The sequence below is a fragment of the Sinomicrobium sp. genome, from assembly GCA_029266035.1.
In the GTDB taxonomy this organism is placed as follows: domain Bacteria; phylum Bacteroidota; class Bacteroidia; order Flavobacteriales; family Flavobacteriaceae; genus Sinomicrobium.
Genome location: JAJUFH010000007.1, coordinates 25,652 through 40,695, shown reverse-complemented (window position 1 = coordinate 40,695; position 15,044 = coordinate 25,652). Strand labels below are relative to the sequence as shown.

Sequence of the window (15,044 nt, the reverse complement as noted above, 5' to 3'; positions counted from 1 at the left end):
TTTTTGCCGGGAATTAATTCAACTCATCAAAATGTCTAATATTCAACAACTAAACGACTTAGCAACGCAGGTTCGCAGAGATATACTGCGAATGGTACACCAAGTAAATTCTGGACATCCAGGAGGTTCTTTAGGGTGTACAGAATTTTTTGTGGCTTTGTACAACGAAATTATGGAACTGAACGATCAGTTCGACATGGACGGTATAGGAGAAGATCTCTTCTTTCTCTCTAATGGGCATATCTCTCCGGTATACTACAGTGTACTAGCTAGAAGAGGATATTTTCCGGTAAAAGAACTCAACACCTTCCGCAAGATCGATTCCCGATTGCAAGGCCACCCTACCACACACGAAGGGCTGCCAGGAATACGCATCGCTTCAGGTTCTCTCGGACAAGGAATGTCGGTTGCCATAGGCGCTGCACTGGCTAAAAAGCTCAACAAAGACGAGCATTTGGTGTACAGTTTGCACGGCGATGGAGAACTTCAAGAAGGGCAAAATTGGGAAGCCATTATGTATGCCTCCGGAAACAAGGTAGACAACTATATCGCAACGGTAGACTACAACGGAAAACAGATAGACGGAGCCACAGACGACGTATTACCACTGGGAGATCTCAGAGCTAAGTTCGAAGCATTCGGATGGGATGTTTTGGAAGTTGAAAACGGAAACGATATCGAAGCGGTGATCAAGGGATTGAAAGAGGCTAAAAACAGAACGGGAAAAGGCAAACCGGTTTGTGTATTGCTACATACCGTAATGGGACATGGAGTTGATTTTATGATGCACACTCATGCATGGCACGGAAAAGCGCCAAACGACGAGCAACTCGAAAAGGCACTGGCGCAAAATCCCGAAACCTTGGGGGATTATTAATCATCCACAAAACAGAAAACTGAAATGAAAAAATATACAGATACAGGAAAAAAAGACACCAGAAGTGGATACGGTGCGGGAATGACGGTTCTCGGGCGAACTAATCCCAATGTGGTAGCCCTATGTGCCGACCTTATTGGATCGCTAAAAATCCAAGAATTTATCGATGAAAATCCAGAGCGCTTCTTTCAGGTGGGTATAGCCGAAGCCAATATGATGGGTATTGCGGCCGGACTTACCATAGGGGGAAAAATTCCGTTTACCGGTACCTTTGCCAATTTCTCTACCGGAAGGGTATACGATCAAATACGGCAATCTATTGCCTACTCTGGCAAAAATGTAAAGATATGTGCTTCTCATGCCGGACTCACCCTAGGTGAAGACGGGGCTACTCACCAGATATTAGAAGACATCGGACTGATGAAAATGTTGCCCGGAATGACAGTGATCAACCCCTGCGACTACAACCAGACCAAAGCGGCTACCATTGCCATCGCCGAGCACGAAGGGCCTGTATACCTCCGTTTCGGACGTCCTGCCGTGGCCAACTTTACTCCCGAAGATCAGAAATTTGAAATTGGAAAAGCGCTGATGCTCAACGAAGGTACCGATGTAACCATCGTAGCTACCGGCCATTTGGTATGGGAGGCTCTTATAGCAGCAGAAGCCCTCGAAAATCGCGGAATCTCTGTAGAAGTCATAGATATTCACACCATCAAGCCTTTGGACGAAAAAGCTATTTTGGATTCTGTAGCCAAAACCGGATGTATCGTCACTGCAGAAGAACACAATTACTACGGCGGACTCGGAGAAAGTGTATCCAGAGTACTTGCTCAAAACCGTCCCGTACCACAGGAATTTGTAGCTGTAAAAGATTCTTTCGGAGAAAGTGGTACTCCTGCTCAACTGATGGAAAAATACGGTCTGAACAATAAAGCTATTGTAAATGCCGTTGAAAAGGTACTGAAAAGAAAATAACAGAACACCTCCCCGGACTGAGAAATCATCCGGGGAATTTAAACTGTACCTATGAAAAAAACACTTTTGATTATTGCTGCGCTACTGGTATATGCTGCCGGATATTCTCAGATAGACTTTGGAGTAAAAGCTGGATTTAACTACAACAAGACAGGTAAACTAAAAGATCAAGCTTCTGATGTTCTCTCCGGAGGTAAAGGAAAAGCAGGATATCACGTAGGAGTATGGCTCAGAGGTAATGTCCCGATTATCGGATTGTATGTACGCCCTGAGTTTATGTACACCCAAATTAGCAGCCAATACGAATTTGGCGGACAACGCGGCAATTTTGATCTGCAAAAACTGGATGTACCCATTTTGGTAGGGAAAAAATTTCTCGGATTTGCACACGCCTTTATCGGACCCTCATTCCAATTTGTAGTAGACTCCGATTTCGATGTCGACGATATAGAAGATGTCGATACCGACGGCTTTACGCTCGGCATGCAAATGGGGCTGGGCGTAGAATTAGGGAGCCTAGGGCTCGACGTACGATGGGAAAGGGGACTGTCAAACTCCGAAGCCGATATAGTGCGAAACAACAGCGAAAACCTAAAGATAGACAGCAGGCCAAACCAGGTCATCTTTGGGCTCTCTTATAAGTTTTAAAGACAGAACGAAGAACTCTAAACAAAAAAAGCGACCGGTACAAAACCGGTCGCTTTTTTTTATTTTAAAAATTTTTCTCTACTACTCCTCAGCTTCTCCTTCCCTCACACGGAAGAGCTCTATGCTAAAGGCAATGGGAGAATATGAAGGGATGCTTCCCTGTCCGGTATAATACCCCAATGCAGCCGGCATAAAGACCAAGCCAACACCGTAGTTTCCTGAATAAAGATACGTCCCGTCTTCTTCGTCAACAATAATCTCTCCACCAGATTTTAAATAGGGCATAAATTCAGAAAAACCTTGTACCACATTGTTCAAATCAAACCACACAGGAACATTACTGCGATCGAAAACCGCATCGTTCAAACGGAATCCTTTATATCTCACTAAGGCTGAATCTGTTTTTTCAGGAGCTTCCTGATCTCCCTGTCGTGCTACCAGGTAATACATCTTGTGATCTAGAGGTTCGTCCTCGCCGATTTCAATCGGAATAACGGTATCTTTTACCTGATCGATTAACGGAATCTTATCGCTGTTTTCCCCACCGATAGAATCTATTACTATTTTATAATCAAAATCTTCCAGCTCACCAGAAGCTGCAGCTTCAAACTCTTCGTAATTGTAAAAATGCGTGCTGAGATAATCTCTGATATCACTATCGTTCTCGGCTTCCACTTCTACAGGGTCTCTCACTTCTATCCGACCTCCGTCGTCGTCTTTTTTACAGGAATACAACAGGGTTAGCGTTCCAACCACTGCCAAACCTAATCTATTAATCTTCATCATTGTTCAAAAAATTGAATGCGCAAGATACAATTTTCTGTACATTTGTTTTATTAATTAATGTAGATTTTCCTTTTCTCATGCGTATCGACAAGTATTTGTGGTGTGTGCGCTACTACAAGACCAGAAATATAGCCACCGAAGCCTGTAAAAAGGGACATATAGAAATCAACGGGCAGAAGGTAAAGCCTTCACGAGAAGTATATCCGGGCGACAAGATTGTTTTGCGGAAAAACCAGATTGACTACCAGCTCACCGTACTCGATATTCCGCAGAGCAGGGTAGGTGCAAAACTAACCGATATATACCGTACCGATACCACTCCGAAAGAAGCTTTCGAAAATATAGAATTGCTCAAATACGCCAAAGATTACTACCGAAAAAAAGGAACTGGCAGACCCACCAAAAAAGACAGAAGAGATATTGATGACTTTCTCGATGAAGAGCCCGATTAAAATTCCGTTTTAATCAATACCTTTGTATAGGAATTTCAAATAGGAGTTATGACCACTGTTGAAAATAAAATACTGAGCCACGAAGAAATAGAACACAAAGTAAAAAGGATCGCATACCAGATATACGAGACCTTTGTCGATGAAGACGAAATTATCATCGCTGGAATAGTTTCGGGTGGACTCACCTTGGCTGAAAAAATTGCAGGGGTATTTTCTGAGATTTCAGATATTCCCGTAAGTCTTTGTGAAGTGCGTATCGACAAAAAAACTCCGACCAACCCTATAAGCACTTCACTTTCTGAAGAAGTCTATCGAGACAAAGCCGTTGTTTTGGTAGACGATGTACTCAACTCAGGCTCTACCCTGATATATGGAATAAAGCACTTTCTCAACGTTCCGTTAAAAAAATTAAAGACTGCCGTACTGGTAGATCGCAATCACAAGCGCTATCCTGTAAAGGCCGATTTCAAAGGAATTTCACTGTCTACTTCCCTACAAGAACACGTGAATGTAGAGTTTTCCGATAGCGGAAATGTAGCTTATCTGCGCTAACACCAAAGCTAAAAATATAACTGGAAGCAAGGATATCAGGAAATACGCGATGCGATGTCGTCGACTATTTCCGAAATTGTCTTGCCGTCAACTTCAACGATATGAGGCGCCCTTAGATAGTACGCATTGCGTTCAAAGAGATGCTTGCGAATAAAATCTTCCAGCTCTTCCTCGGAAAGACGTTGTAGCAATGGACGATGTTGTTTTTCCCTACTCAACCTCTTAACGAGCTCCCCTACCGATGCCTTCAAATAGAAAACATTGGCCGTAAGTTCTAGCAAAACATCCGTATTCCTACCGTAACAAGGAGTACCCCCACCCAGTGCTACGACGGTATCTTCTGCATTAGTGAGCAATATTTCCATATAGCGACTCTCGGCTTTCCTAAAGTATATCTCCCCTTTCTCAGAGAAAATACTCGAGATAGATTTTTCTTCCTTTTCCTCTATAAAATCGTCCAGATCTACAAATTTTAAAGACAGTTTTTCAGCCAGTTCTCTGCCTACTGCACTTTTCCCACTCCCCATATATCCTATCAATACAAGCACCATATACTTTAATTTATTTAAAAACAATACGTTATATTACTCTCGTAAAAAAAAGACAAATTTATATCAAAATCAGCTTGAAAAATAAATAATTGCTCTTATATTTGCACCCGCCTACCGAAAAGGAGGTTTACCTTCATACAAGAAGGTATTTTAATGTTTAAACCGTTTTGTTTCAAGACCTGGTAGCTCAGTTGGTAGAGCATCTCCCTTTTAAGGAGAGGGTCCTGGGTTCGAGCCCCAGCCAGGTCACATTATTATCATCAAACGATTCGGCGTTTTTGATGAGTGTTCTTTTTTAATAATTTAATCTTACGACCTGGTAGCTCAGTTGGTAGAGCATCTCCCTTTTAAGGAGAGGGTCCTGGGTTCGAGCCCCAGCCAGGTCACACATCATGTAAGCTCACGTGGTGGAATTGGTAGACACGCCATCTTGAGGGGGTGGTGTCCATTTGGACGTGCTGGTTCGACTCCAGTCGTGAGCACTTTAAAAGGCGGTACAGCAAATGTATCGCCTTTTTTATTACAAGATTGTCTCACCCTAAAAGAGCTATACAAAAAAGGCCACCCAAAAAAATACTCTGGTGGCCTTTTCTGCGTCTATAAACGATGTTATTAAGCTTTCCCCGCAGCGATAAGGTTAAGTGCAGAACCGGCTTTAAACCAGCCTATTTGTCCTTCGTTATAGCTGTGATTTGTTTTGATTACATCTTTACTTCCGTCTTTGTGAACAATCTCTATAGTAATCTGTTTACCGGGAGCAAAGGCTTCGAGATCGATCAAATTAAAGGTATCGTCCTCTTGAATCAAATCGTAATCGGCCTCGTTGGCAAAGGTAAGTGCCAGCATTCCCTGTTTTTTGAGATTGGTTTCGTGAATACGGGCAAACGATTTCACCAGTACTACTTTCACCCCCAAGTGGCGAGGCTCCATCGCAGCGTGTTCTCTAGAAGACCCCTCTCCATAGTTGTGGTCGCCCACTACAATAGTAGGTACTCCTGCAGCTTTATAAGCCCTTTGAGTATCTGGCACTCCGCCGTACTCACCAGTAAGCTGGTTTTTTACGAAATTAGTCTTTTTGTTATAGGCATTGACTGCACCTATCAAACAGTTGTTGGAAATATTGTCTAAGTGTCCGCGATAGCGCAACCATGGTCCCGCCATAGAGATATGATCGGTAGTACATTTTCCAAAAGCTTTGATCAGCAATTTGGCACCTGTAATGTTTTTACCATCCCAGGGCTCAAAAGGCGACAGCAACTGCAAGCGTTCTGAAGTAGGTGAAACCACTACATCGACACCACTACCATCTTCTGCAGGAGCTTGGTAACCTGCATCCTCAACTGCAAAACCTTCAGGTGGCAATTCGTAACCTCTCGGTTCATCGAGCATTACTTCCTCTCCGTCTTCATTGATCAGCTTGTCTTTTAGCGGATTAAAATCGAGTCTACCGGAAATAGCAATTGCGGTAACCAATTCCGGCGATCCTACAAATGCTAGAGTATTAGGGTTACCATCCGCTCGCTTGGCAAAGTTTCTGTTAAATGAATGCACTATGGTATTGCGCTCTTCCTTCTCCGCTCCTTCTCTATCCCACATCCCGATACACGGTCCGCAAGCATTGGCAAATACCGTAGCTCCGATTTTATCAAAAGTATCGATAAACCCGTCCCTTTCTATGGTGTAGCGCACCTGTTCAGAACCAGGAGTTATGGTAAAATTCGATTTTGTTTTGAGCTTTTTATCAGACACCTGTTTAGCCAAAGATGCCGCTCTGGAAATATCCTCATAAGAAGAGTTTGTACAAGATCCTATCAGTCCGTATTCCACTTTAAGCGGCCAGTCGTTCTCTTTTGCCGCTTCTTTCATTTTTGAAATAGGCGTAGCGAGGTCCGGTGAAAAAGGGCCGTTTAAGTGAGGTTCCAATTCGCTGAGGTTAATCTCGATTACCTGATCGAAATACTGCTCCGGATTTGCGTAAACTTCAGCATCACCGGTAAGGTGTTCTTTAACGGCATTTGCCGCATCGGCAACATCGGCACGTCCGGTAGACCTCAAGTAGCGATCCATAGAGGCGTCGTATCCAAAAGTAGAAGTAGTAGCTCCTACCTCAGCTCCCATATTACAGATGGTTCCCTTACCTGTACAAGACATAGCTTCGGCACCTTCTCCAAAATATTCTATGATGGCTCCTGTCCCTCCTTTTACGGTGAGGATTCCCGCCACTTTAAGTATTACATCTTTTGGAGCGGTCCATCCGGAAAGCTTTCCGGTGAGTTTTACTCCTATCAGTTTAGGAAACTTCAATTCCCACGGCATTCCAGCCATAACGTCTACAGCGTCAGCTCCACCCACACCAATAGCAATCATACCTAATCCTCCGGCATTAACGGTATGCGAATCCGTCCCGATCATCATACCTCCGGGGAAGGCGTAATTTTCGAGTACTACCTGGTGAATAATCCCTGCACCCGGCTTCCAGAAACCAATTCCGTACTTATTGGATACCGATCCGAGAAAATCAAACACCTCATTACTGGTTTCATTGGCTCGTTTAAGGTCTTTGTCTGCCCCTACTTTTGCCTGAATCAGGTGATCGCAATGCACTGTAGTAGGCACTGCAACTTTGGGTTTTCCAGCACGCATAAACTGCAACAGTGCCATCTGAGCAGTAGCGTCCTGACAGGCTATCCTATCTGGAGCAAAATCTACGTAATCCACACCTCTCTCAAATGCTTTTTCGGGAATATTATCCCACAGGTGAGCATATAAAATCTTTTCAGCTAAGGTCAAGGGCTTTCCAACAAGCTTTCGGGCACTATTTACCCTTTCAGCCATTTCCGCATAGACCTTTTGAATCATATCAATATCAAAAGCCATCGTTTATATTTTTTATTTTGAAAGTCCAGCAAATGTACGAAACCGCCAACACTTTTGAAAGTTTTTAATATATGCTTTTATATAACGAATAATTCTCAGCATTTACAACTAAAACCCTTTTATTTTTACACATTCAGCATTTTTAAGCTATAAAAATACAAAGTTGTTAATAACAGAGCTTTCACCCGGTCAAAAACAACTTATTGATTTTATTTATAAAGAGATAATAAAAGAAAATCGGACTGTGCTATCAGTCCGGCCATTGAAACACAATTTCTCTTTCGATATCCGGGTGCAAGCTGTAATGCACCGGACAGGTGCGCGCTGTGTTTTCGAGTATTTTTTGGGCTTTGTCTCCCGGGTTTGTATTGAAATTAAACACCACTTTAATCCCCGATATCCTTCTCGGTCCGGCCGACATTGTTTTGGTTACTTCCGCCTCTGTTCCGGCTAAGTCTACCTCCAGTTCGCGGGCTTTGATTCCCATTACAGTAAGCATGCAACTCGCCAGTGCTGTGGCAACCGTATCGGTAGGAGAAAAGGCTTCTCCTCTCCCGTTGTTGTCAGTAGGCGCATCGGTTACAAAAGTATTTCCCGAAGCGATATGCTCACAGGAAGTACGCAGTTCTCCTTGATAAATTACCTTTGATGTCATAAACAATCTCGTTATTCAAGCGCTTCGGCATTGGGCATTCGTTGATTAGCCCACTCTCTCATCTGTTCAACTTTAATTCTTAGCCTCTTCTATTTCCAAATTATCCGTATACCTCACTATATAGGCTCCGTTATTGTAATAGCCCCCTCCATTCGCTTTCTCGTGATATTTAAACTTGTTCTCCACATATTGAGTTTCACCGATCTCCGATACGGTGTCAAACAGGTCTTTGTTGTACGCCAATCTCAAAATGACATCGAGAGTGAGGTCATATCCCCTTACGGCATACCGGTTTGGAGAGATTCCGAATTTCCTCTCATAAGCTTGCGAGAAGGTGCTGTTCTCCGACGACATTTTATCTACTGCCGGATAGTGGAAGTGGAGATTTGCCAAATAAAAATTGGAAATACTCTCTGCCTCGTATGCACTTCCCTTTTTTGTAGTGTACATCACAATTTTATGTTCGTCAGATCGGGCAGAGTTCAGTATTCCGGTTATATTGGTCAGCAAGACAATATCGTTGGTCTCTACGATAACTCTATTTTCCAAAGTATTGCTGAGCAACTTTTTAAGATCGTCCAATCGAATGTATTTGTCTTCGGTAGGAGAGAGCACTTTTGCACCCGGCAATACTTGCTTTAAACTCGCCAATGCAGCCGCGTTTTTAGAATCCGCGATAATGACATGCTGTTTACCTTCACTTCCAGCTCTGAGAAAATTAAGCATTTTTTCTCTTAGCACATTGTCGTCTGGCACTGTTTGAAAAACATTTGATGCGGCTTTTATATCACCTGAAAAAGGCAAAAAGACAGGGGTGTGTTTTACACCGGAACTGACCTGGTCAAAAGCTTTGGCTATAAAGGGTCCGATAATAGCGTCGGAAGTTTTAAATTGCTTGGCAGCCAACAATCCACCAACTCCTGTCATATTTCCTCTACCATCAAGCACGTCGAGGTTTACCGATACCCCCAATTGTCGAGCTGTATCCAGTGCAGCCAAGGCACCAGTATAAAAATCGAGTGTACGACTGAGCAATTTACTTCCCTTTAGTTTATCTGTATAATCTTCACTAGCTCCCATTTCATTGAGTCGCAACGGAAGTACGAGAGCGAGATTTACTGTTTTTCCCCTTTCTATACTGTCTTCAAGATGAAAGGATTCGGTCACCACCCCGTCATCCACCACAAAATTCCCAGAAATATTTTTTGGCAATTTAAGTATCATTCCCACTTTCAGACCATCTTCCTTGAGCTCGGGATTAAGTGCTTCGAGTTCTTGTTGGCTCACTCCCAGCTTTACCTTCAGACGGTAAAAGCCTTCCTTGGGTTGCACTACGTAATAATTATGTGCGTCGTCAATCTCCCTTTCCGGCTGCTCTGTGGCATCGGGCACCAACAACTCCTGTCCGGGCTTTAACACCTCCCCCATTTCCGGGTTCAGTTTTTCCAATTCTTCAATAGTAATACCGTGTTTATAAGCCACTCTCCATTTTCCTTCACTGGCCTGTACGGTATATATTTTCGTATTGTTAGGTTCGATATCCTTAAAGACCTCTACAGTTTTGCGTTCATAGCGGGGAATACGTATTTTTTCCCTTTTCTTAAGCTGTCGTCCATAGAGTTCCTTGTTATACCTCTTTATATCGTCTACCCCTATATTGTACAACTGAGCAATGCTGTACAGAGTTTCCTTGCGTCTCACCTTGTGAGTGATAAAAGACACCACCTCTTGGATCATCTCAGGCCCCTCTTTTTTAGCCTGATCTGAAATGGGAATAATAAGAATAGAATTTATCACCAAGCCGTTCTTCACCTCCGGATTGAGGCGGATTATATCTGAGATATCTACCTGATACTTTCTCGCTATACTCTCCAGTGTTTCTCCTCTTTTTACCGGGTGGGTATCAAATTCTTGCGCGTGTACAACCACACTCAAAAAGAAGACCACTACAACTGTGACAATTCTGTTCATCTGCTTGTATTTAATTCATTTCAGAGCTTACTCCCACTCTATGGTAGCCGGTGGTTTAGAGCTTATATCGTATACTACTCTATTAACGCCTTTTACCCTATTTATTATATCGTTAGAAATCTTTTGCAAAAAGTCGTAAGGCAAATTAACCCAATCGGCTGTCATCCCATCTGTACTTTCTACGGCCCTGAGTGCCACGCATTTTTCATAAGTACGTTCGTCGCCCATAACCCCAACAGAGTTTACCGGAAGCAAGATGGCTCCAGCTTGCCACACCTTGTCATACAATCCCCAGCTCTTGAGTCCGCTTACAAAAATATCGTCTACTTCCTGCAATATCCTCACCTTTTCGGGAGTGATATCTCCGAGAATACGTATGGCGAGTCCTGGCCCGGGGAAGGGGTGTCTGCCCAATTGTTCCGGATCGATAGCCATAGAAGCTCCTACCCTTCTCACCTCATCCTTAAACAGCATACGAAGGGGTTCTACCACTTTGAGCTTCATAAAGTCGGGTAATCCCCCAACGTTGTGGTGACTTTTTATGGTAGCTGAAGGACCGTTTACCGAAATCGACTCTATCACATCGGGATAGATGGTTCCCTGCCCCAACCATTTCACATCTTTTATCTTGTGAGCTTCATCGTCGAATACCTCTATAAAAGTCCTACCGATAATCTTTCGTTTCTGCTCCGGATCGCTAACTCCTGCCAAGGCACTGAGAAAACGATCGGAGGCATCTACACCTATTACGTTGAGGTTCATATTTTCGTATCGCTTCAAAACAGTATCGAACTCGTTTTTACGAAGCAAACCGTTATTTACAAAAACACAGTGCAGATTTGCCCCTATAGCTCGGTGCAACAGCACTGCAGCTACGGTCGAATCGACTCCTCCCGAAAGTGCGAGAACCACTTTGTCGTTTCCGAGTTGTTTGCGAAGTGCCTCAACGGTCATATCTACAAAATTATCCGGAGTCCACGATTGGGAAATTCCGGCAATTCCGACCAAAAAGTTTTCCAGTATTTGCTTTCCGTCTGTCGAGTGATACACTTCCGGATGAAACTGTATCGCATAGGTATCTTCACCTTCTATGCGATAAGCTGCGTAGTCCACATCGGCAGTACTCGCCATCTTCACCGCATTATCCGGGAGTTTTTTTATGGTATCGCTATGGCTCATCCACACTTGTGAGCCCGTAGAAACCCCTTTAAAAAAAGGCTCGTCTCCATCTATATACGAGAGCTTAGCTCTGCCGTACTCTCTGGTTTCCGAGGGTTCTACACTTCCCCCTCCAAAATGTGCGAGATACTGGGCTCCGTAACAGACGCCTAAGAGCGGTACCTTCCCTTTGATTTCCGACAAATCGGGATGTGGAGCATCTTCACCCCTTACCGAATAAGGACTACCTGAAAGTATTACTGCCTTGTAACGCGATATGTCGTCTGGCAAATTGTTGAATGGATGTATCTCGCAGTAAATATTGAGCTCGCGAACCCTGCGAGCGATGAGTTGAGTGTACTGCGAACCGAAATCTAAAATAAGTACGTCGTGTTGCATGCGCAAAAATACTACTAAATATCAAATAACAAATTCAAATCGGGGATTTCCATTAGCGGAATTATTCACAAGCCTAACAAATATCCTCCCTGTATCAGACCATAGTGTCCAAGATGATCTTTATATCTTCTTCTGTGGTATCCGGATTGATAAAGCAAAACCGAGCAACGGTCTCATACAAATCTCCGGTCTTCCACTTGGTAGGCGTCACCAGCGCCACTCCGTCTCTGTGGTTTTTATAAGTCCAATGTGTATAATCGTCGGGAGTCCACCCCTTTCTTCTAAAAAGTACGCAAGACAAACTAGGTTCTCTGACCAGTTCGAGTTGCGGATAACTAGATATCATTTCGCCGGCCATTCTCGCCAGTGTAATCCCTCTCTCCACTGCCTCCTTATACTTCTTTGTACCGTGTAGAGCTAATGAGAACCACAACGGAAGTCCTCTAACTCTCCTAGTGAGCTGTATCTGGTAATCGGCAGGATTAAACCCCTGAGCTCCTTCATCTTTAAAAATATCCAGGTAAGAACCTTCTTGAGAATGAGCTTTCCTAGCCAGTTCGGGGTTCTTGTAAATCACCGCACCACAATCGTATGGCGAAAACAACCACTTATGCGGGTCTATAGTAATGCTGTTTGCTCTTTCTATACCGTAAAAGAGATGACGTACCGAATCGGCAGCTAGAGCCCCTCCTCCGTATGCGGCATCTACGTGAAACCACAATCCTTCTTGCCTACACACCTCAGCAATTCCGTCCAAATCGTCGATAATCCCCGCATTGGTGGTACCCCCTGTGGCTACCACTGCAAAAAGGCGACTTCGCTGTTCTGCCGAAAGCTGTGCTATAGCATCTTTCAAACTTTCTCCCGAGAGTCTGTCTTCAGAATCCACCAGATACACATCTACATCTATCACCTTGGCCATAGCCTTGATAGAAGAATGCGCCCCTACAGAAGTAATCATCAACCCTCTATCTCGAGTGTGTTTTTCAGAAGCTCTCCAATGTTCTCTCGCTGTAACCATCGCCGATAAATTGGCTGCTGTACCTCCACTGGTAAACACCCCAAAGGCTCCTTCCGGTAAACCGGTAAGGGAAACCAGCCATCTCATAGCTTCATTTTCACAGAAAATTCCTCCTGCACCTTCCATCCAGTAAGCGCCGTGTATACTAGACGCGGAAGTAATGAGGTCGAACATAATCGCTGCGCGAGTAGGCGCTGCCGGCACAAAGGCCAAATGTCTCGGATGATCTATAGGCACCGTAGCTTTGACCAGCACATCGCGGAACAAACGGAAGGCTTTCTCTCCTCCAATTCCTTCATCAGTAATGGTTTCTCCCACCAGCTTTCGCAGCTCCTCCTCCTTTTTGGGTTTGCCCAATTCGGGTGATGTTTGGGTAATCCGGTTTATGGCGTATTTCATGACATCTAGGGTCATGTCTACCACATCCATATCTATATTGTGCATCGTATTTTCTTTTCGGCAAAGATAGTGATTGAGGAGCTACTCTTTTACAGTCAATATCGTAAATCCTCCTTGCAGCGGCTCTAACACCTCGTTCAACAAGTCGATAAATCCGCTACCGTATTCGCGGTAGAACCACGCAAAATTGACTGTTCTTTCCTGTAGTGATCGCCCCGGAAACAATTCGTCTTGCAAGTCGGTAATTCGCACCACCTGGTCCGAAAGTTTGCGTCGCTGTGCTTTGAGCAATCGCTTTTCCAGTTGCGCCAAGCCTTTCAGCTGTTTTACCTCTTGGGCTTTTACCGCATTCAAAAAGCTTTTGTCGGTCTGCTCTGCAAGAGTGTACAGCGCTTCAAACTGTTGTTTGAGATGAGTTTTTTGCCGACTAAAATCGATATCGATATCGCTGATTTCTCTAACTCTCTTATTGATAAAAGCATCCCTCTCCATAAAGAGTGAAGCCGATTGCAAATTGAGTCGATTCATTTTTTCTCGCTCTCGAGCACTGACCACCAAGACCGAATTTCGTACCAACAGCACCGGAAAAGGCACCTCTACCGCATTGAAAAAATCTTTCATCTGCAACCAATAGGCAATTTCACCACCTCCTCCTATATAACAGAGATTGGGCAACACCACTTCCTGATACAAAGGGCGCATAAGCACATTTGGAGAAAAGCGTTCTGGAGTTTCACGTAGCTGCTTTAAGAGTTCATCTCTACTCCACGTGATATCAGTCCCTACCACAGTGTAGTTGTCTCCACTACCTTCTATACGTTCGCGAAAATCGTCACCCAGATAAAAGAGATTAATCTCCCTCGGATTTACCTGAACGCCATAGCCGGCATTTTTGAGTTCTTCGGAAGTGCGCGACACCTGAGTGTAAGCAACCTGTTCCAAAAGATCACTCTCCATATACGGCACAAAACGCCGCTTGAGTGAGCTGTCGTCTCCGTCGACAATCACCAGTCCGTAACGCCCAAAAAGCTGATTGACCAAAAAACGGGTGGCTTCTGCGAGGTTTTCATGCCCCAGATAAGCCTCTTTGAAAAGTGTTCTGAGCTCGTCGGCATAAATACCCGGTCCGAGTTCGGCCGAAAACAAGCGGAAAACTTCCTCGAGTCCACTGGGTGAAAATCTCCCTACAGCCCCTCCAGAATCCCTGTTCCAGTTAAATTTCTTCCCGTCAAAGTTAAAATAGCTGATCTCCTCAAAGTCGTGATCTTCGGTAGCCATCCAGTATACAGGAACTACTTTTTTATCGGGATAGGTCTCATTCAAACGCTGCGCCAGTTTTATAGTAGACACTATCTTATAGAGAAAATAAGAAGGCCCAGTAAAGAGGTTTAGTTGATGACCTGTGGTAACCGTAAAGGTATCTCCACCTGCCAAGGCGTCAATATTGCCCTTTGTGGCAGCCGACAATTCCACCCCGCTGTACTGTCGTTTTAAAGCTTCGACAAGTACATCACGCACTTCCGCAGAAAAGGCAGCCCCTTTTTCTTTCATCTGTTCTCCTAAAGACTCAATGCTAGGAAAACGGTGATAAAATGGCGTAAGCCCTTCTTTTTCTTCAACATAATCACATATCAAATCGGAAAAATATCCGGTCTCTCTCAATGAAATACACTCTGAAGGCATAGTTGCTCTTGTAATTTTAGAAGATGTAAAGATAAAA

13 protein-coding genes and 3 tRNA genes are annotated in these 15,044 nt (G+C 44.0%); 8 read left to right on the top strand and 8 right to left on the bottom strand.

The genetic code is table 11. The features are described from left to right. Nucleotides 1-31: 31 nt before the first annotated feature. From ACYZZR_RS05510 to ACYZZR_RS05500, 3 genes are read left to right on the top strand one after another with little or no spacing between them, the layout of a single operon-like run. Nucleotides 32-877: a transketolase gene (locus ACYZZR_RS05510; RefSeq protein WP_461532999.1), complete on the top strand. Its 846-nt coding sequence runs from the start codon at nt 32-34 to the stop codon at nt 875-877. Between the two features lie 24 nt (nt 878-901). Beyond that, nucleotides 902-1,855: a transketolase family protein gene (locus tag ACYZZR_RS05505; RefSeq protein ID WP_461532998.1), complete on the top strand. Its 954-nt coding sequence runs from the start codon at nt 902-904 to the stop codon at nt 1,853-1,855. Between the two features lie 51 nt (nt 1,856-1,906). After that, nucleotides 1,907-2,503: an outer membrane beta-barrel protein gene (locus ACYZZR_RS05500; RefSeq protein WP_461532997.1), complete on the top strand. Its 597-nt coding sequence runs from the start codon at nt 1,907-1,909 to the stop codon at nt 2,501-2,503. A gap of 81 nt (nt 2,504-2,584) precedes the next feature. Here ACYZZR_RS05500 and ACYZZR_RS05495 read toward each other — a convergent pair whose 3' ends face one another. Beyond that, nucleotides 2,585-3,289, bottom strand: coding sequence for an FKBP-type peptidyl-prolyl cis-trans isomerase (locus ACYZZR_RS05495; protein WP_461532996.1), 705 nt, complete (start codon nt 3,287-3,289; stop codon nt 2,585-2,587). A 77-nt stretch (nt 3,290-3,366) separates the two neighbouring features. Here ACYZZR_RS05495 and ACYZZR_RS05490 point away from each other — a divergent pair, with 77 nt between their 5' ends. Together ACYZZR_RS05490 and ACYZZR_RS05485 are read left to right on the top strand one after the other, a co-directional pair. After that, nucleotides 3,367-3,741 carry an RNA-binding S4 domain-containing protein gene (locus ACYZZR_RS05490; RefSeq protein ID WP_461532995.1) on the top strand — a complete coding sequence of 125 codons (375 nt, stop codon included), beginning with the start codon at nt 3,367-3,369 and terminating at the stop codon, nt 3,739-3,741. 48 nt (nt 3,742-3,789) lie between these two features. Next, entirely contained in the window at nt 3,790-4,293 is a 504-nt protein-coding gene (locus ACYZZR_RS05485; RefSeq protein WP_461532994.1) for a phosphoribosyltransferase family protein, read from the top strand. Between the two features lie 35 nt (nt 4,294-4,328). On the opposite strand, the gene ACYZZR_RS05480 is transcribed toward ACYZZR_RS05485, so the two are convergent. Continuing rightward, the gene (locus tag ACYZZR_RS05480) at nt 4,329-4,844 is read right to left on the bottom strand and encodes a shikimate kinase (protein WP_461532993.1); all 516 of its coding nucleotides are present in this window, start codon (nt 4,842-4,844) and stop codon (nt 4,329-4,331) included. A 176-nt stretch (nt 4,845-5,020) separates the two neighbouring features. Between ACYZZR_RS05480 and ACYZZR_RS05475 the strand changes: the two genes are divergently transcribed. The 3 genes from ACYZZR_RS05475 to ACYZZR_RS05465 all read left to right on the top strand — a co-directional run bounded on the left by ACYZZR_RS05475 (nt 5,021) and on the right by ACYZZR_RS05465 (nt 5,326). Then, nucleotides 5,021-5,093: transfer RNA gene (locus ACYZZR_RS05475), tRNA-Lys, on the top strand. A gap of 64 nt (nt 5,094-5,157) precedes the next feature. Next, nucleotides 5,158-5,230 (top strand) — tRNA-Lys (locus tag ACYZZR_RS05470). A 12-nt stretch (nt 5,231-5,242) separates the two neighbouring features. Then, nucleotides 5,243-5,326: transfer RNA gene (locus ACYZZR_RS05465), tRNA-Leu, on the top strand. Between the two features lie 130 nt (nt 5,327-5,456). Here ACYZZR_RS05465 and ACYZZR_RS05460 read toward each other — a convergent pair. The 6 genes from ACYZZR_RS05460 to bshC form a co-directional block, all read right to left on the bottom strand. Continuing rightward, the gene (locus ACYZZR_RS05460) at nt 5,457-7,721 is read right to left on the bottom strand and encodes an aconitate hydratase (protein WP_461532992.1); all 2,265 of its coding nucleotides are present in this window, start codon (nt 7,719-7,721) and stop codon (nt 5,457-5,459) included. 250 nt (nt 7,722-7,971) lie between these two features. Then, complete coding sequence (locus ACYZZR_RS05455) at nt 7,972-8,376, bottom strand: OsmC family protein (RefSeq protein ID WP_461532991.1); 405 nt, start codon at nt 8,374-8,376, stop codon at nt 7,972-7,974. 72 nt (nt 8,377-8,448) lie between these two features. Continuing rightward, nucleotides 8,449-10,347 (bottom strand): LysM peptidoglycan-binding domain-containing protein, encoded by a 1,899-nt coding sequence (locus ACYZZR_RS05450; protein ID WP_461532990.1) that lies wholly within the window; start codon nt 10,345-10,347, stop codon nt 8,449-8,451. Between the two features lie 27 nt (nt 10,348-10,374). After that, nucleotides 10,375-11,904: a glutamine-hydrolyzing GMP synthase gene (guaA, locus tag ACYZZR_RS05445; RefSeq protein ID WP_461532989.1), complete on the bottom strand. Its 1,530-nt coding sequence runs from the start codon at nt 11,902-11,904 to the stop codon at nt 10,375-10,377. Nucleotides 11,905-11,998: 94 nt separating this feature from the next. Continuing rightward, on the bottom strand, nt 11,999-13,369 hold the full coding sequence (locus tag ACYZZR_RS05440) for a pyridoxal phosphate-dependent decarboxylase family protein (RefSeq protein ID WP_461532988.1): 1,371 nt from the start codon (nt 13,367-13,369) through the stop codon (nt 11,999-12,001). A gap of 36 nt (nt 13,370-13,405) precedes the next feature. Then, nucleotides 13,406-15,007, bottom strand: a complete 1,602-nt coding sequence (gene bshC / locus ACYZZR_RS05435; RefSeq protein ID WP_461532987.1) for a bacillithiol biosynthesis cysteine-adding enzyme BshC — start codon at nt 15,005-15,007, stop codon at nt 13,406-13,408. Between the last annotated feature and the right edge of the window lie 37 nt (nt 15,008-15,044).